The organism is Ignavibacteriota bacterium (genome assembly GCA_013285405.1).
In the GTDB taxonomy this organism is placed as follows: Bacteria; Bacteroidota; Ignavibacteria; order Ignavibacteriales; family Ignavibacteriaceae; genus IGN2.
This window is the reverse complement of record CP053446.1, coordinates 1-17,797: the sequence shown is the minus strand read 5'-3', so window position 1 is coordinate 17,797 and position 17,797 is coordinate 1. Positions and strand designations below refer to the sequence as shown.

At 60.7% G+C, this 17,797-nt stretch carries 18 protein-coding genes, 1 tRNA gene and 2 pseudogenes; 11 read left to right on the top strand and 10 right to left on the bottom strand.

Translation table 11 applies throughout. The annotated features are described in order from the left end of the window. The first annotated feature begins 29 nt into the window (after positions 1-29). The 4 genes from HND39_00105 (at position 30) to HND39_00090 (ending at position 2,707) form a co-directional block, all read left to right on the top strand. A tRNA-Arg gene (locus HND39_00105) sits at positions 30-106 on the top strand. Between the two features lie 160 nt (positions 107-266). Continuing rightward, positions 267-584: a hypothetical protein gene (locus HND39_00100; GenBank protein QKJ94801.1), complete on the top strand. Its 318-nt coding sequence runs from the start codon at positions 267-269 to the stop codon at positions 582-584. Between the two features lie 81 nt (positions 585-665). Further along, positions 666-1,448: a hypothetical protein gene (locus HND39_00095; GenBank protein ID QKJ94800.1), complete on the top strand. Its 783-nt coding sequence runs from the start codon at positions 666-668 to the stop codon at positions 1,446-1,448. After that, a complete protein-coding gene (locus HND39_00090) occupies positions 1,382-2,707 on the top strand; it encodes a DEAD/DEAH box helicase family protein (protein QKJ94799.1) in 1,326 nt (441 codons plus the stop codon). Before HND39_00095 ends, HND39_00090 begins: the two co-directional genes overlap by 67 nt. Before the next feature lie 3 nt (positions 2,708-2,710). Here the strand turns inward: HND39_00090 and radA are convergent, their stop codons facing one another. The 10 genes and pseudogenes from radA to HND39_00040 all read right to left on the bottom strand — a co-directional run bounded on the left by radA (position 2,711) and on the right by HND39_00040 (position 14,810). Next, positions 2,711-4,156 carry a DNA repair protein RadA gene (radA, locus tag HND39_00085; protein QKJ94798.1) on the bottom strand — a complete coding sequence of 482 codons (1,446 nt, stop codon included), beginning with the start codon at positions 4,154-4,156 and terminating at the stop codon, positions 2,711-2,713. Positions 4,157-4,198: 42 nt separating this feature from the next. Beyond that, positions 4,199-5,185, bottom strand: coding sequence for a hypothetical protein (locus HND39_00080; GenBank protein QKJ94797.1), 987 nt, complete (start codon positions 5,183-5,185; stop codon positions 4,199-4,201). 635 nt (positions 5,186-5,820) lie between these two features. Beyond that, positions 5,821-6,285, bottom strand: coding sequence for a thioredoxin domain-containing protein (locus tag HND39_00075; GenBank protein ID QKJ94796.1), 465 nt, complete (start codon positions 6,283-6,285; stop codon positions 5,821-5,823). A 247-nt stretch (positions 6,286-6,532) separates the two neighbouring features. After that, positions 6,533-7,420, bottom strand: a complete 888-nt coding sequence (locus HND39_00070) for a hypothetical protein (protein QKJ94795.1) — start codon at positions 7,418-7,420, stop codon at positions 6,533-6,535. Positions 7,421-7,766: 346 nt separating this feature from the next. Next, positions 7,767-9,929, bottom strand: coding sequence for a hypothetical protein (locus tag HND39_00065; GenBank protein QKJ94794.1), 2,163 nt, complete (start codon positions 9,927-9,929; stop codon positions 7,767-7,769). Next, positions 9,916-10,572 (bottom strand): hypothetical protein, encoded by a 657-nt coding sequence (locus HND39_00060; protein ID QKJ94793.1) that lies wholly within the window; start codon positions 10,570-10,572, stop codon positions 9,916-9,918. The genes HND39_00065 and HND39_00060 overlap by 14 nt, the downstream gene beginning before the upstream one ends. A 193-nt stretch (positions 10,573-10,765) precedes the next feature. Then, positions 10,766-11,836 carry an ATP-dependent Clp protease ATP-binding subunit gene (locus HND39_00055; GenBank protein QKJ94792.1) on the bottom strand — a complete coding sequence of 357 codons (1,071 nt, stop codon included), beginning with the start codon at positions 11,834-11,836 and terminating at the stop codon, positions 10,766-10,768. A gap of 331 nt (positions 11,837-12,167) precedes the next feature. Continuing rightward, entirely contained in the window at positions 12,168-13,079 is a 912-nt protein-coding gene (locus HND39_00050) for an ATP-dependent Clp protease ATP-binding subunit (protein ID QKJ94791.1), read from the bottom strand. Between the two features lie 220 nt (positions 13,080-13,299). Continuing rightward, positions 13,300-14,180, bottom strand: a pseudogene (locus HND39_00045) (M48 family metallopeptidase). Between the two features lie 78 nt (positions 14,181-14,258). Further along, positions 14,259-14,810: pseudogene (locus tag HND39_00040) on the bottom strand (LemA family protein). Positions 14,811-14,968: 158 nt separating this feature from the next. Between HND39_00040 and HND39_00035 the strand changes: the two are divergent. The 7 genes from HND39_00035 (at position 14,969) to HND39_00005 (ending at position 17,616) form a co-directional block, all read left to right on the top strand. Continuing rightward, positions 14,969-15,253 carry a hypothetical protein gene (locus tag HND39_00035; GenBank protein ID QKJ94790.1) on the top strand — a complete coding sequence of 95 codons (285 nt, stop codon included), beginning with the start codon at positions 14,969-14,971 and terminating at the stop codon, positions 15,251-15,253. After that, entirely contained in the window at positions 15,187-16,173 is a 987-nt protein-coding gene (locus HND39_00030; protein QKJ94789.1) for a hypothetical protein, read from the top strand. Before HND39_00035 ends, HND39_00030 begins: the two co-directional genes overlap by 67 nt. A 16-nt stretch (positions 16,174-16,189) precedes the next feature. Then, entirely contained in the window at positions 16,190-16,330 is a 141-nt protein-coding gene (locus HND39_00025; protein QKJ94780.1) for a hypothetical protein, read from the top strand. 79 nt (positions 16,331-16,409) lie between these two features. Then, positions 16,410-16,787 carry a hypothetical protein gene (locus HND39_00020; GenBank protein QKJ94788.1) on the top strand — a complete coding sequence of 126 codons (378 nt, stop codon included), beginning with the start codon at positions 16,410-16,412 and terminating at the stop codon, positions 16,785-16,787. A 110-nt stretch (positions 16,788-16,897) separates the two neighbouring features. Further along, on the top strand, positions 16,898-17,101 hold the full coding sequence (locus tag HND39_00015; protein ID QKJ94787.1) for a hypothetical protein: 204 nt from the start codon (positions 16,898-16,900) through the stop codon (positions 17,099-17,101). Further along, positions 17,098-17,253: a hypothetical protein gene (locus HND39_00010; GenBank protein ID QKJ94786.1), complete on the top strand. Its 156-nt coding sequence runs from the start codon at positions 17,098-17,100 to the stop codon at positions 17,251-17,253. Before HND39_00015 ends, HND39_00010 begins: the two co-directional genes overlap by 4 nt. Positions 17,254-17,355: 102 nt before the next feature. Continuing rightward, the gene (locus HND39_00005; protein QKJ94785.1) at positions 17,356-17,616 is read left to right on the top strand and encodes a hypothetical protein; all 261 of its coding nucleotides are present in this window, start codon (positions 17,356-17,358) and stop codon (positions 17,614-17,616) included. Positions 17,617-17,797: the final 181 nt, after the last annotated feature.

Genomic DNA, 17,797 nt, shown 5'->3' with positions numbered 1-17,797 from the left:
GAGCAAGCTCTCCATTTCGCTCGCTCCTAGCGCCCGTAGCTCAGCTGGATAGAGCGCTTCCCTGCGGAGGAAGAGGTCTGATGTTCGAATCATCACGGGCGCACCATAAGAATAACCGTCCCATAAGGACGGTTTTCTTTGCCCGCCCGGCTAGCTTCTGCGCATTGACGTCCATAATACAATGTGATACGCGTTTATCGTCGTTGTATCGACGACGGCTCCGCGGTGGGAGAGCCGCCGCAATCGAATTCCGGGAGAAGTTTGGGATGGAAGAGGAAAAAGAGAGCAAGGCGGGCAAGATCGTATTCGTGACTCTCTTCGCCCTTCTCGTGATCGCGTACTTGTCCATAGCCAACGGCTACGTCCTGAGCGTGCTCTGGGGGTGGTACGTTGTACCTACCTTCGATCTCCCCACGCTCGACCTCGTCCAGGCGATTGGGATCAGTATCGTGCTCGGGCTTTTGACGGCAAAGCCCGGCAGCAACGACGGTGGGAAAGAGCGCTCCCTCCTGAGCGACCTCGCTCCGTTCTTGAATCCATGGATCGCCCTCTTGCTCGGATGGATCGTGCTCCAGTTCGCATAGGTGGCCGACCCTGCCGACAGACACTCTCTGTCGGCTTTTTAAATATGCTAGGATCAGCGCATGCTCCTCTGGAACGAACCCGTGTCTTTCGTAAAAGGAGCCACTCCGTCGGTGCGCCGGGCGTGGGAGTCTTTAGGTATCAAAACAATCGAGGACCTCTTTCTGACCATCCCGCGTCGCTATGACGACTACTCCAAAATCACCAGTATCCGCGAGGCGTTGGCGGGGGATAACGTCACGCTTAAGGTGAAGGTGGAGAAGTGCGCGAAAGTAAATACCTTTCGTAAACGCTTCCAAGTGTTCAAGCTCACCGTTACGGATGAAACGGGCCGACTCACCACGAATTTCTTCAATCAACCATGGGTGCTGACCGAATTCGTCGAAGGACGCGAGATTTTCTTGTCCGGCAAAGTGAAATCCGATCCTCGATATGGAAAAACGCTGGTAAATCCGCTTTGGGAAGCAACGGAAAAAGACACGCTTGCCGCCGGCAAACTCGCTCCGGTCTACGGCTTGGCCGGAACGTTGGCGCAAAAACGTATCGGCGACTTGTGGCGTATGCGCTTGAGAATCTCGCGCAGGACTCGATCGGCTTGGACTCGGCCGACGAGACGAAGGCGTTCGTGGACGCGTTGCGCCAAGTCCATGCGCCGGAGTCGGCGGAGGAAGCGGAGGAGGGTAGGCGGACGCTCGGGTATCGCGAGATGCTCACGTATCAAGTTGCGCTGCGACTTACAAGCCGCGAAGCGAACGAACACGGCGCGCCATCCATCCCGTTTGATGAGGCGTTCGCGAAGATGTTCGTCGCAAAACTGCCGTTCGACCTTACGGGAGATCAGAAACGCGCGGTCTGGGCGGCGCTGAAAGACATGGAGGCGACAAAGCCGATGCGCCGCCTTCTGCAAGGCGACGTCGGGTCTGGGAAGACGGCGGTGGCCGCGTTCTTGATGGCCCATGTCCAGCACGCGGGAGGGTCGGCTGCTTTGCTTGCCCCGACGGACATTCTCGCCAAGCAGCATGCGGAAAGTCTTCGACGGATTCTTGCCGGACACGCCACGCGACTCGTACTTGTCACTCGAACGGACAAGCGCCTGTTTTATCAACATGATGAACAAAGATTGGATGCAGCTTCTTTGATGGAAACCGTCGAGCAGGGGAACGCGATTTTCGTCGGGACGCATGCGCTGCTCGAGGCCGGACGACTCCCGCCGGACCTTGCGCTCGCGGTCGTGGACGAGCAACACCGCTTTGGCGTGGACCAGCGCGAGACGCTCGTCGTCTCCGCACGCAGAGACGGACGCGTCCCGCATCTGTTGAGCATGACGGCCACACCGATTCCGCGTTCGCTCGCGCTTGTCATGTACGGCGATCTCGACGTTTCCGTCATCCGAGATAAGCCGGCCGGCCGCGTGCCCGTCCGGACGGCGGTCTGTCACGGCGCGGGCCGCGAGGCGGCATACGAGGCCATGCGCCAAGCCGTGAAACGCGGCGAGCGCGTCTTCGTCGTGTGTCCACTCATCGACCCGTCGGACGCGCTGGGCGTCGCGAGCGCGACGGACGAGGCGAAGCATCTCGCCAAGGGGCCGCTGGAGGGCATCGCGATCGGCCTCCTGCACGGCCGTATGAAGCCGAGAGAAAAGGACGAGGCTATGCAAGCTCTCATCGACGGGGAAACGCCTGTACTTGTATCCACGACCGTGATCGAAGTCGGCGTGGACGTTCCGAACGCGACCGTCATCGCCATTGAAGGCGCGGAACGCTTCGGTCTCGCGCAACTCCACCAGCTCCGGGGCCGAGTCGGACGCTCGCGTCTCCCAAGCTTCTGCTACCTCATGACGGATGCGGACGGCGCCGCCTTCCAGCGTCTCAAGCTGCTTGAAGCGGTCGACGACGGGTTCCGTCTTGCGGAAGAAGACCTGAAGCGTCGCGGAACGGGCAATCTTTATGGCACGCAGCAAAGCGGAGAATTGGGCCTGAAAATAGCGCGTCTCACGGATACGGACGTTATTTCCAAAGCGCAGGCGGACGCGGCCAAGATCATTGCCGAAGATCCCGACCTTGAGCGGCATCCGTGGCTGAAAAGGGAAGTCGAGCGCCTGCGTGTCACGGCGCATTTGGAATAAATATCATCCCGAGCGAGTCTGACGAGCCGAGGGATTCCCTCGAAGCGATCCCTCCACTCGTCCCTGCCGGGACTCGGTCTGGATGAAGCGGCGGATCGCCTCACGCAAATTCGAAACTTGAATAGCACTCATTCCCTCCGGCGTTTTGAATGCGTCTTTTTGCGTCGGGATAAGCGCCGTCTTGAATCCGAGACGCGCCGCTTCCTTCAGACGAGCGTCGAGACGGGGGACGGGACGGAGTTCGCCAGCGAGTCCGACTTCTCCCCAAGCGACGAGATCATCAGGTAGCGGCTTATCGGCTTTTGCGGAGGCGAGCGCGAGGCACACGGCGAGATCCACCGAAGGGTCTTTGGCCTCCATGCCGCCGATCGTGTTTACGAATGCATCCTGGTCGCCGAAGCCGACGCCACCGCGTCTGCCCATGACGGCAAGGAGGAGCGCGGTGCGGTTGAGATCGACGCCGGAGACGCGGCGGAGCGGCGTGCCATATCCGGCTGGCGTCACCAACGCCTGGACTTCGACGAGCAGCGGTCGCGATCCCTCGATCAGACAACTCACGACGGTGCCCGGAACGTTCTTCGGACGGTCTGCGAGAAGCGCGGCGGACGGGTCGATCACTTCTTCCAAACCCGATTCTTTCATCGCGAACAAGGTGACGTCGTCGGTCGGACCGAATCGGTTTTTGAGTACGCGAAGGAGTCGAAAGGCCTGGCTACGGTCTCCTTCCATCATCAGCACCGCATCAACAAGGTGTTCAAGAAGACGCGGTCCCGCAAGATCACCGTCTTTGGTCACTTGGCCGACGAGAATGACGGACACGCCGCTTGATTTGGCCGCAGCGGTCACGAGCGCGCTCGCGGCCTTGATCTGCGTCGGATTTCCCGGTTCCCCCGGAACGTCGGCGTGGCGTATCGTTTGTACCGAATCCACGATGACGAGCGCGGGTTTTGACGATTCGATCGTCGATGCGATCACGGCCGCGTCGGTTTCATCGAGAAACAGCAAACCGTCCGGTAGGGAAGGGGAGAGGCGTTTCAACCGCAACGCCACCTGCGACGGCGACTCTTCGCCCGTGACATAGATTACTGATTTTGCGTTTTGCGTTTTACATTTCGCAATGGCAGTTTGTGCCAACAGCGTGGATTTCCCAATGCCCGGCTCGCCCCCGAGCAGTGTCACGGAGCCGGAAACAAGCCCTCCGGAAAGCAGTCGATCCAGCGGGTCGTATCCGGTCGGCGTCTTCGGCGTTTGTTCTTTCGCAACCAATTCTGAAAACGCCTGTGTTTTTCCGGGTTTTGGTAGGGGCGAATGGTTATTCGCCCCGGGCGCACGACCCTGCGCCCCTACCGCGATCGTGCCCCACTTCCCGCATTCGGCGCATTGCCCGGCCCATTTTGAAGACTGCGCGCCGCAATGGGAGCATTCGAATATTTGCTGGGGCTTTTTCATGTCCGCATCGTAACCAACGCGCCGAGGCGGGCCAATAGCGTGTTAGTCCGGACTCCAGACCTGCGTGATCGGGTACAGGTTTCGACAATCGGTGGTGATGCAGAACGTGCTTTCACGGACATTGTTTTTAAAGGCGCCATTGAATACGCGAGCGCGGCCCGGACCTGCCCAGCCGAGGAAAATCGCCGCGTGCTGACCCGCGCCGCCGCTATGAGCGGTGTAAATCCAGATGTGATCGCCCGGCTGCAAAGCCCTCGCCCACTCGTTCGGCCAGCCGCTGATCTGCGAACTGAAACGCTGATATGCCTGTCTGCGTGCATTCAGCTTACAGTTTCGATCACCGGGATGGTTCCGCACACAATCCTGATTGATCTGGGTCAGGAAACGCACGTTTTCAGATCCGATGCTTTGCCGCGTACGTCCCGCACCGCTGACGCCCGCAAAACCGTTGATCGTCTTCGTCGTGTTTCCGCAAGAACCCATATGCATTGCGCAGGCAGCCGCGGCTTGCGAAGCGGCAATGACGCGGGCGCGCGTGTCACGAGCCGTGATGACCGTCGGGGCCTTCGTGAGGAATTCTTCGACGCGGGAATCGCGGGGAAGATAACGAGGACTCGTGGTGATCGCATTATTTAATACGACGGGACACGTGCTGTACGGATTCGGTGGCGGAGGCGTGAAGCTGATACCGGACGGTTGTAACGGATTGACCTCGCCCTCCGCAGCGACTCCGCCGGACGGCGCGGGACCCGTCTCCGATTCGGCCGCCTCCCAGTCTCCGGTCGGAGTTTCGATCGTGAGGAGCAATTGCTGCTCGTTGACGATCTCCAATCGAAGCGGCGAGAACGTCACAAGCGCGGGATTGATCGTGTTCAGGATCATGTACGCACCGAGAACGATCAACATGCCGACGATCGCGTCGATGATGATTTTCTTTCCGGCCTGGATGTCGCCGATGCTCGCGCCGACGAGATAACGGAAGCCGCCGTACACCACCATGATGATTGCGGCAATCAGGACAATCGTCACGGCGTATCGATAGATGGCATTGATGTATTGCGGAAGGAAGGGGGATCACCACGTCGCCACCTTCTTGCGCGGCGGGAGACAAGCTCGCACCCGGGATTTCGACGCCGAGCGTCGGTGTGATGGGTTCGAATTTTACTTCGCCTTCGGGAGTGACGACGACGGATCGTTCCGTGGGATTGCAGGTCTTACCCCCACCGGACGTCGCGACGCATTCCGCATCTTCCTGACACTGACTCGTCCGGTCGCAAGGCTGGCCCGCCGCGATCCGACACTCTCCGGAGGCGCATACATACGTTCGATCCGTCGGGCAAGAGCGCCCGCCATCGCATCGGGGATTGACCGCGTCGCCTTCGATCAGCGGCGAGTCGTTGAACACGCAAATACCCTGGCCGCTGAAGTTGATACAACGATAACCGTCCGAACATCCCGTTTCCGGCGCGCCGAACGTGCATCTTGCATAGCAGGCGGAGCCGTCCGGTAAGCGCGGATCGCGCGCGCAATACCCGGTTCCGCATCCGGAGGCGGGACATGGCTCGGCCCGCACAAGAGGGCCAAACGCAAATTGTAAGACGCAAAACGCAAAAATCATTACCATCAGACCCTGCGACTTGCGACTTGCGACTTGCGAATGCATATCAATAGCCAAGTTTCGCCTTCAAAATCGCCCAACGCAGGTCCGCGGCCGTGACGTAGCCCGTCAGCACCTGTTTGCCGATAAAAAACGTCGGCGCGCCGGTTAATCCGTATTCCTGCGCGATCGCCACGTCGTCTCGAATGGACTGAACATGCCGGCCGGAGTTCAAGCAATCTTCGAAAGCGAGCTGGTTCAGCGAAAGCGCTCGCCCCATGTCCTTGATACCGTCGAGCGTAAGTGAGCGCGACGTCATGAGCAATTCGTGCATCTCCCAAAACTTGTTTTGCTCGCCGGCGCAACGGCCGGCCACGGCCGCCAACATCCCTGAAGGGTTCTCGTTCGCGACGGGCATATCGCGCCAGATATGCCGAACGGAGTCCTTATTTTCGACCAGTACTTGCCGCAGTTCAGGCTCGGACGCACGGCAATACACGCAACTGAAATCCGCGAATTCGATGATTTCCACGGCTTCGGGATCGAAGACCCGCGCGCGGGATCGCTCGGACGCGAGGGCGGCCGCTTGGCGCGGGCGGCGCCTTTTGAGCGATCGCGGGCGGGCGACCGGTTTCGAACGTATTGAGACGCGTAAATACTTCGCTCCAGATCAACAATACCGACAACACGCCGAGCAGGCCGACGAGGAGCCAAAGGATTTTGCGGCGATGTTCGTCCATAGCTATTGCAGATTGAATCGAACCAGTCGACCGGTCGTTTCATCCGTAAACAGAGCCGTGGATCCGTCCGGAGTAATAGTCATCTGCTGGACGGAGGCGTTTCCGGCAGGCACGCCGAGGTTTGTTTTTGGCTCCCGTGGACAAATCGATCTTGTAGATCTCGTCGGGGACGCTGCGGAACGCGTCGCGCTGTAATCCTGCGCCGCGCGTGAGCCGCGTCGGCACGCCACAAATCACGACGGTTTCGCTTTGCCACGCGCATTTGTCCGCCCAGGTATTCAGCTGCAGATTGCGGCGGTTGGCGTTCACCGCATCGCCCTGCGCGCCGCTGAACCACACCGTGGGTAAGTAATCATTCTCCGAAGAATACACGCTGTACACGATGTTTTTTCCGCTCGGCGACCATTGCGGGATGAAACCGCGACCTTCCACGACCAATCCTTTGAAATTTTCACGATTCTGGCCCAGCAGCAGGATTTGCTGACGGTCGAACCCCAACGGCTCGCCGGTATGAGAAAACGCGATGACTTGATTGTTCGGCGACCAGCTGACCTGTACTTTGTCATGATTGTTACCGAGCGGCTCGACGGGACGGGCGTTCGTCCCGTCGGGATTTGCCACGACGAGGAAGCGGTTGTCCTCGTTATTGCCGATGCTCTTGGTCACGATGCGATCGTCTTGGGGTGAAAAATCGAACTGCTCCCAATGCCGCGGCAGCGTTACCTGACGATCCGTCGCAAAATCGTAGTAGATGTTCGACCCATCCGGGTATTCCAGAATCGCCTTGTCGGAATTTTGCGCCCACGCGACATCCTGTACTTCGAAAAATGCCTGATTCGAGAGCGGCGTCGTCGTCCCGTCGGGATTGACGCGATAAAACCGACCGTCTTGCGGATTATAGGTACGAACATCTCCGGTGCGGGACATGGAAATGTTGCGCGTAGGCGTATCGAGAATGACGGACGTCCGCGCCACCGATGGGACGCCGGCCGGGAGCGTCGGAACGACCCCGGGACGGCACCCGAGTCGGTAGGCCGGGCGTGACCGGAATCTCCGGACCGGGAGGGACGGCGACGCCGGTACCGGGAAGGGCGCCGGGAGGCGTGGGCACGCCCGGAGTCACGACGGGAATCTCCGGCCGGGGACGGAAGAAAAACCACCACAGGCCGAACGCCATCGCGCCGACCACGATCACAAAACCGACGATAAGAAGGATCCGCTGCACGCGTTCGTTCATACGGGGCAAGTATAGCACGCGCACGAAGAGATCGGGTCAGAACGGCGCGCTCACAAGATCGCCCACAGGATCGCGCTGACGCCCGTGGCTGTCAGGACCCAGAAAATAATGAAGGGCGCCAGCAGGACGCAGGTGCTGAAAAACACGACGCTGACGACCAGAATATCCGTAACGGCGATGAATGCGACCTCGACGGGAATCTGCGCCGGGGGGCACGAGTTTACGGATCATCGAGTTCTTTTTTCGATACGTCATGAACGCGACGATCATACGGCCGTTTGCGTTCCCAAGAATCGCCAACGCCTCAAGAATGGCACCGATGACGGTTGGCGCCGTCGCGGCTCCCAACGCTCCATTAAACAGATCGAATAAACGGCTGTAGTTGCGCTTGACGGACTCGACTTGCGCGCGGAGTTTCTCGATCCGCTTGAGGCCGGTTTCTTCCTCTTCCTCCCGCTCGACGTCATACGCTTGCAGCGCGGCCGCCCGAGCCTGCGCGATTTGAGCCTGGTACGCGGCGGCGCGCAGCGCCTCTTCATCCGGCCCTTCCGGTTCGGGTCGAACGCGCTGGGCGCGGACCGTCTCCGGTACGAACTCGGTCGGCTGCGGTCCGCCCGTCGTTCCGGGAAGAAACTGTTCCTGCGCCGCAAACAAGCGCCGTTGTTCTTCCGCAAATTCCGCCGATGCGGTCTCTCCGCCGGGTTGATAGATATCTTCCGCTTCCTCGACGCGTCCGGGCTCGGTATATGATGCGGGGATCGTTTCGATGACGGGACGCGCACCGGCGCCTTCCTGCGCAAACGCGGCCATGCGGGCGTCCGGCGCGCCGAGGCCTTCCTGATATCCGAGCGCGGCGGCACGGTCCGCCTGCTGGCCGGCGGAAAGCGCGACGGCCGTGGCCTGCGGCAAAGGAACTCCGCCGCGTGATAATCTCGCACGAGTGTCCTCGGCCACCGTCGAAAGCGCACCGGTCGGCGGGGTCGGTCGCTCGGTTCGGGACGGAGGAGCGGCGGCAAACGAGCGGGGGAGTGGGCGCCTCACGCGGCACGGGCGGCGCTTCCGCGAGGGGCGGGGGCGGCGCGCCCGGTTGTACGGCCGCGACGAGTACGGCCGCGCGTGCGGGTGAAGGCGCGGGCACGTCCGGCGGGATGCTTTGCGCCACCAGACCGACGATCGCCTGCGGCACGCGCCCTTCCACATCTCCGGCGCCAGGTTTTTCATCATGTTCGTGGCGATCCGGAGCTGTTGCGCCTGTGCCTCGTCGGTTTGCAGCCCGTATCTCGCCATCGCGAGCTTGTTTTGGACGGCTCCGAGTTCTTGCGACGCGGCCTGGATGCGCGGCGCGACATCCGCCGGTGCGCGATATGCGCCGGTCGACGGTGCGGCGGCTTGCGCGTTCAACCCCGCGATTTCCTGTCGCAACGCGTCCGCTTGCGTCTGTAAGTCTTGTACGGATTTGCGCCGCTCGGCCGCGCGCGTTTGCACGATTTCGAGCGCATGCGTCGCGTGTGCGTACAGCGCCTGCTGGTCGGCGGCACGTCGCGCGTCCGCCTTCGCCTCGACGCCGAGCGCACCTAACACGGCCCCGGTTACGCCGAGGACGGCGGCCGCGGGAGAAGTCGGTGGCGGTGGAATCGCGACGCCCGCGCGGATCTCGAACGCACCAGGTTCTGTCGGTTTCACGCTCTCGACTTGCGCCTTCAGCTCGGCCCGCGTCTCACGAATGGACGGCGCGGGCGAAACGGGGGTCGCGGCGGCGGTCGCTTTGCCAACCGGCATCGTGCGCGAAACCACGACGGCCGGCGGCACGGCGACCGTCGGCGCGACGGCTGCAACGGACGCTGCGGGTTTCGTCGGCGCCGCTTTCGGTGCTTCAGCTTCTTGAATCGTTCCCGCCACTTCTTCTTCCTCCTCCGCGGGACGTTCCCGTTCGACGCGGCCTGCGGCCTCTTTCTTCACCGACTCCAGATCCGCCTTCGTCACTCGCCGCGGGTTCATGTGCTCCGAAATATCCCGCAACTCGCGCGGTTCCAGCATGGTTTCACGGGCCTCGCGCGCTTCACCCGCGGGCACGCTCACGATGCGCCGCAAATTCGCGCGCGCGAATGCGCCGTCCACCCAACGACGCTCGATCTCGCCGGTTTCCGGATCACGAAGCGTGATCAGATACTCATCCTTTTCGGTATCATGCTTCTCCACTTTGACCGTGATGTTCGACGGCGCCGCCTCCTCCTCCGTCTCTTCCCCCTTCTTCTTTTGACCCGTTCCTTTTTTCCTTGAGTCCGCCGGAAGCGGCCTTAGGCGCTTCACGCTCGGCGGGGATGGCGCCGTATGACACGTCCGACAGCTGCCGCCGTACCCATCGGTCGACCAAGCTCCCTTGCGGCTTGCGCCCGGGCCGGGCCGGCGCCGCACCGGGTTTCGGCAGTGTGGCGCCCGACCCGACCGACGCCGTCGTCACGCCGCGCTCGGGACTGTCGATTTGCGCGTCGCCGGTCACGGCGTCATACGCAAGCACGCGCCCCGTGATCGCGCCTTGTACTCCGCCGCCGTAATACGACCCGACGGCGATCCCTTTCGGCGGCTTTTGCTTCGCAAGATTGGCCGGCAGGGGAACGGCGGCGGCGCGTTCGTACTCCTCGGAGGAGAGTTGTCGCGACTCGAACGTATCTCCCACTTTTCTCGAAACCGTCACGGTTCCGTTCTCCGCCTCTTGTACCGTCCAAAACTGGCCTCCGATACTCAAAATCCGGCCGAATTTCGGCTTCGGCACCTTCGGACGCTTGTCCGCTTCTTTCGGCTCTTCCTCCGAGCCTGAAACGGCCTGTGGCTCATCGGCCATGCGGGCAGTTTACCAGGTTTCAGGAGTTAACCTCCAACCTTTAACCTCTAACCTTTAGAACACCTGTTAAAGGTTAATGGTTATAGGTTAAACTTTGCGCTACGTGATCTTGATTTTATCCCTACTCACCGTCAGTTTCCCTTTTTTACGCTTCGGATGCTCGAGCAGGAACGCGCCGAGCAGCGTCACGATCTCACGTTCCACGAGATGTCGGGCGGCGCGCGCGCCTTCTTCGGCCTGACGCTCGCGCGAGTAGCCAATCCAAAACATCATCACCGGCGGAAAGCGCGACTTCCTGCGCTTCGGCGAGCCGCTTCAGCGTTTCATCAAGTTCGCGACGAACGATTTCTCGCATCGATCCATGCTCAAGCGGGCGGAACACCACGACGCGATCGATACGGTTCAGCAACTCCGGACGGAACCGTTCTTTCAGTTGTTCCTTCACGAGGGATTCGAAGCCGTCGGACGCATGGCCAAAGCCAAGCGCGGCTCGCGTGAGATATTCCGCACCGACGTTTGACGTAAGAACGATGTAGGCGTGGCGGAAGGGGATATGGCGGCCGTTCGCGTCGCTCATCTTGCCGTCTTCCAGCGCCTGCAAGAGGAGATGCTGCACGTCATGATGCGCTTTCTCGAATTCGTCGAAGAGCAGCACCGAATGTGGGTGCTTGCGGATTGTGTCCGCGAGACGATTTCCCTCGCGATAGCCGACGTATCCGGCGGGGGAGCCGAGCAGTTTTGACACGGAATATCCTTCGGCGAATTCCGACATGTCGAGCTTCACGAGCGCCTCCTCGCGGCCGAAGAGTTCCTTCGCGAGCGCTTTCGCGAGCTCCGTCTTGCCCGTGCCGGACGGGCCTACGAACAGGAAACTCGCGCGCGGACGGACGGGATCGGAGAGCCCGAGCCGCGAGCGCTTCACGGTTTCCGACACGGCCCGCACCGCTTCCGCCTGTCCGAGCACGGACGCGGCGAGACGTTCCTCCATCGAGACGAGTTGTTCGCGCTCGGAACGCAGGATATCCGAAAGCGAGACGCGCGAAAGGCGCGACACCGTCCGCGCAACGTCCTCGACCGTCACGGCGAGACGCTTGGCTTCTTTCTTTTTCTTGAGCGCCTCGACAAGCGACTCGCGCTCCTTGCCGAGCCGGTCAAGATCCGCCTGCGCCTTGGACGCGCGATCGAGCTGCTGTTCCTGCATCGCGCGTTCTTTTTCCTCGCGGATCGCGTCGAGCACGACGTCAAGCGCGCGGATGCGTTCCATGTCCTCGCCGGAGACGCGCCGCGCGTTGACCGACGCCGCGGCCTCGTCGAGCACATCGATGGCCTTGTCCGGGAAAAACGATCGGTGAGATAGCGCTGTGCAAGCCGCACGGCGGACTCGATCGCGGCGTCCTCATAGGCTACCGCGTGATGGTCCTCGTACTTTGCCTTCACGCCCAGCAACATGCGTAGGACGAGCTCCGGTTCCGGTTCAAGGATCTCGACGGGCTGGTACCGGCGCTCGAGCGCGGCATCCGGTTCGATGTGTTTCTTGAATTCGTTCCATGTCGTCGCGCCGATGCAGCGGATCTCGCCTCGTGCGAGCGCGGGCTTCAGGATGTTCGCGGCGTCGAGCGAGCCGGACGAGGATCCGCGCCGACGAGGTTGTGGATTTCGTCGATAAATAAAATCACGTTCGGATCTTCTTTCGCTTCCTCGACAAGTTGCTTGATACGCGCCTCAAACTCGCCGCGGTACATCGTCCCCGCGACCATGAGCGCGAGATCCACGGCAAAGAGACGCTTCCCGTGCAGCGCGTCCGGGACGTCGCCGGACGCGAGGCGTTGTGCGAGCCCCTCCACGACCGCCGTTTTGCCGGTGCCCGGCTCGCCAAGCAGGATCGGGTTGTTCTTGGTACGCCGACACAGCACTTCGATCAAGCGGTCCGTTTCCGCCTCGCGGCCGATGACGGGATCAAGCGCCGCGACGATCGTGGGAGACGTCAGCTCCCGCGCGAAGATCTCGAGCGCGCGCGGCTTTTTCGCGTGACGTTCGACCGCGCAGGTCCGGCATCTGAAGCGAGGGCTGGCCGAGCGGCGACGTGGGAGCGGCGCCTTCCTCGGCCGGGGAGGGCGGATCCGCCGCCGCGTCGCCGAGTTCCGGAAACCGGCTCGTCGAGCGCAGCACGCCGAGCAGCTGATCCTTCGCGAAGTCGAGCTGCATCCCGGATTCGGTGAGGGAACGCGTGCGTCCGGCACATCGGATTCGAGGATCGCGTACAACAAATGCTCCGTCCCGACGTACTTTTGCTCGTGCACATGCGCGAGCAACACGGCCTTTTCGAGGATACGCTTCACGGCGGGCGACAAATCCGGCGCGATGGGCGCGCCCGGGTCGTGCGGCGTCGGAAATCCGCGAAACCGGCGCTTCGCCTCTTCTTCGCGTACATTCGCCTTTAGGAAGACCTCCGAGGCGATCGAGCCGCGGCCGGAGAGCAGTCCGACGATCAAATCGCCGGGCTCCATGCGATCACGACCGCTCCCGACCGCAAACGCCAGCGCGTTTTGCAGCGCACCCTTGAGATGGACCGTGAACCGGTCGAGAAGGTCGGGAGAATCATGGGGGGTGATACTAACCTATAACCATTAACCTTTAACCATTACGAATCGATTCCCGGATTGTGTAGAGGTTAACGATTAATGGTTATAGGTTAAAGTTACGTTTTACATTTTACGTTTTGCGATGTCATAGCGCATCAAGCATGCCGCGGAGACGCTTGACGCGCTCCTCGACGGGCGGATGGGTGGAAAAGAAACGGCTCCAGCTCTTGCCCGGGCCGAACGGGTTGGCGATGAAGAGGTGTGCCGTCGCGTTCGATGCGGTGCGCATGCGGCCGCCATGCGCCGAGATTTTTCGAGTGCGCGGGCCAGTCCTTCGGGATAACGCGTCATGAGCGATCCGGACGCGTCGGCAAGAAACTCGCGACTGCGGCTCACCGCAAGCGATCAACTCCCCGATGATCGGCGAAACGATAAGGAAGACAAGTCCCACGATGATGAGCGCGGGGTGCGCATCGCGGCGACCGCGTCGGAAACCGAAGCCGAATCGAAAGAAGATATCGCCCATCAGCGTGAGCGTTCCGACAAGCACGGCGACCAAAAGCATATATCGGCTGTCGAGATTTTCACATGGGAGAGCTCGTGCGCCGCCACGCCTTCCAGCTCCTCGTTTTCGAGCATCTCGATCAGCCCGGACGTGAATGCCACCGAAGCCTTTTGTGGGCTCCTGCCCGTCGCGAAGGCGTTCGGCGCGGGATCATCGATCACGTATAGCCGCGGCATTGGCAATCCGGACGTGATTGCCAGATTTTCGACGATGTTCCACAGATAGGGGAACTCGTCACGCGACTTGATCTCGCGCGCGCCGGTCGTGAACAGCACGACTTTGTCGCCGTAAAACCACGAGAAAAGCGTCATGCCGACCGACAAGACGAGCGCAAACACGAGTCCGGCTTCGCCCGCCCCGCTGATCTGACCATAGACGTATCCGACCGCCGCGAGCACGCCGACGAACAAGGCGATCAGAAGCCAAGTCTTCCGCTTGTTGGAATCGATCTGGGAATACATGGTCAGGGATATAGGGATAAGGGATAAGGGATTAGGGGTTTGAAATTCCCCTCATCCCTAATTCTTTAAGCCTAATCCTTAGAACTGGACCTGCGGTGCTTCACGCTCTTCCTTCGCCTCGACCTCGAAGAATTCGCCTTCACGAAACCGAGCATGTTCGCGATCAGGTTGTTCGGGAAGATCTGAATCTTGATATTGAAGTCGCGGACGTTGCCGTTGTAGAAGCGGCGCGAGGCTTGCCTTGTTTTCCGTGTCGGACAGCTCGTCCTGCAATTTCAGGAAGTTCTGGTTCGCCTTGAGATCCGGGTAGGCTTCCGCGAGGGCAAAGATCGACTTGAGCGTACTCGAGCATGTTCTCGGCGACGGCTTTGTCATGCGGACCCTGCGCGGCCATGGCCGCCGTGCGGGCCTGCGTCACCTTTTCGAGTGTGCCGGCTTCGTGCGTCGCATATCCTTTCACGGTCGCGACGAGGTTCGGAATGAGGTCGTATCGGCGCTTCAATTGCACGTCGATGTCAGACCAAGCTTCATCCACACGGTTTTCAGCGTGATCAGGCCGTTATAGGTGAAAATCAGCCACGCGGCGACCACCACGATGACGGCGAGAAGAATCCAAAGCGATTTGCATATATGCGGTTGGAGAATCTAGAAGTTAGCATCTAGAATAAAAGGCTTACGTAAGAGGGAAAAGGTCACGATAACTACTGTATGCCAACGCCGGGGAACCTGCAACTATATCCATTGACCAGCCTCTCCCGAGCTTCTATCTTCTAGATTCTAGCTTCTCTATGCACCCCAGCATCTTTAAGGCTTACGACATTCGCGGCCGGTCCCCGGAAGAGCTTGACGCCGCCGACGCGCACCGTATCGGTAAGGCGATTGCTTCGCGATTCGCGTCGCGTCGCGTCGTGGTTGGACATGACATGCGCAGGACATCGCCCGAGCTCGAAGACGCGCTCGTGGACGGACTGCGCTCGCAAGGCGCCGATGTCGTCCGCATCGGACTGTGCTCGACGCCGATGTTCAATTACTCGATCGCGGAAGCGAACGGGGATATGACCTCGGGGTCATAACCGCCTCGCACAACCCCGCGCAGGACAACGGATTCAAGATCACGTTCGGCAACAACCTGCCGGTCGGGATGGGATCGGGAATGGAAGAGATCCGCGACCTCGCGACGAGCGATGCGCCGATGCCGGACGCCGCGACGCGCGGAGGCGTCGAGGAGGATCCCGGACTGCTCGATCGATACGTTGACGCGATGTGGAAGCTCTCCGGCCTGGAGGATGAGTTCGAGGGCTGGCGCATCTCCGTGGACGCCGGCAACGGTATGGACGGATACGTGTTGCCGAAACTTACGCGTAAACTTCGGGGCGCGGATGTTCGCGAGTTGTACTGGCAACTCGACGGGAATTTTCCGAACCACGAAGCGAATCCGCTCAAGAACGAAACCTTGCAGGATCTCATCGCCGATGTGAGGAAAAGCGGCGCGCGGTTTGGCGCGGCATTCGACGGCGACGGCGACCGTGTCGGATTCGTGGACGAGAACGGAGAACCGATCCCCGGCGACATCCTCACGGCACTCTTCGCACGGGAAATATTAAAAGATAAGCCCGGCGGACTCGTGTTGTACGACGTACGTTCTTCCTGGAGCGTTCGGGAAGCGATCGAGGAGGCCGGAGGTACCGCAAAGATGTGCAAGGTAGGGCACGCAAACATCAAGCGGCAGATGCGCGAGGAGGGCGCCGTGTTCGCCGGCGAACTTTCCATGCACTTTTATTTCGAAGAGCTGAAGGGGCTGCGAATCGGGCGATTTGGCGATGCTTCTGCTCATCCGGATGTTGCAGCGCGAAGAGAAACCGCTTTCGCAGATTTGGAAGCCGCTACGACGCTATGCGCACTCGGGCGAGATCAATTTCACCGTAGCCGATCCAAAGGCAAAGATCGATCAGATCGCAACCGGCTACAAGCTACGAGCTTCCAGCTATTCTGATTTGGATGGCATCCGCATGGAATTCGACGATTGGTGGTTCAACCTTCGCGCATCCAACACGGAACCGTTGCTGCGCCTGAACTTGGAAGCGAAGGACGAAGCGACCATGCGACAAAACGTCGAAGAGCTATCTCATGTCATTTCGAGCGAAGCGTAGCGAAGCCGAGAAATCTCTTCGAAGGGATCCGTCGGCTTCCTGCCTGCCGGCAGGCACCGACGCTCGGGATGACAATTTTATGATTGGCTTCTTCGACTCCGGCATCGGCGGACTGACAATTCTTGAGGCGGTCCACCGGCGGTTACCCGACCTGGAGACGCGATACGTCGATGACCGTGCGCATGCGCCGTACGGCGGTCGCTCACGCGAGGAACTCCTCGAGCTAACGTGGGCCGGGTGCAAAGCGCTGTTCGAGCAGAGGTGTCGGCTTGTGATCATCGCGTGCAATACCGCAAGCGCCAACGCGTTGCGCGAGATCCAGCAACGGCGGCTGTTCGCGTATCCCGGACGTAACGTGCTCGGCATCATCCGACCGACGGTCGAGGAGCTCCTCGCGCGGGTACCGGTCGATCGGCGTCCTTTCCACGACCGCGACCAAACGAAGCGGCGCCTATGAAGCCGAGTTCGCAAAACTGAATCCCGACGTGAAGGTGACGAGCCACGCGTGCCCCAACTGGGTAGGGTTCGTCGAACAAGGATTGATCGAGCGCGGAGGCCGTCGAGGATGTGCGCAACGAGATCGCCGCATTCGAACGGGAGGCGCCGGACCTGGACGCCGTCCTGCTTGGTTGCACGCATTTCCCGTATCTAAAGAAGGAGATCGAACGCAGCCTGTTACGACCGGTACCTGTGATCGACCAAGGATCGATCGTGGCGGAATCGCTTGCGCGGTACCTCGAACGCCATCCGGAGTATATACTTCCTTCATGAAATTCGTGGATCGACGCGATGCAGGACGTAAACTGGCGGAACGTCTGGCGTCTTTCAAAGGCCGCAAGGACGTGATGCTCTTCGCGTTGCCGCGAGGCGGTGCGGTGGTCGGCGCGGAGATTTCGCAAGCGCTCGATATCCGGTCGATTTGATCGTCACGCGCAAGATCGGCGCGCGCGAAAATGAGGAATACGCACTCGGCGCGATGGCCGAGACAGGAGAGATCGTCTGGAACGAGGCGGAGCGTAAATCGCATGACGCGCAACGCGTATCGCGTATCGTTGAGAAGGAGAAAGCGGAGGCAAAGCGACGCGCCGAGACATATCGAAGCGGCCGGCCCCTGCCGGACCTGCGCGGCAACCGCGCTCATCGTGGATGACGGACTAGCGACGGGCTACACGATGCGTGCCGCCATCGCCGCGGCGAAACATCAGCATGCGAGCAACATCGTCGTCGCGGTACCGCATGGCGCGCTTGATTCAATCGAAGCATTGAAAAAGAAGCGGACGAAGTGATCGCGCTTACCGCGCCGCGATTGTATTTCGCGGTCGGAGGGCGAGTACGACGTCTTTGATCAAACGGAAGACGAGGAAGTCCTTTCTATCATGAAACGCTATGGCCCGAAGATTTGATCGTGTTATTACGCTCCCGCGGTACAAAGCGACGGCGATTCGCGTTGCGAACGTGTTACGGTGC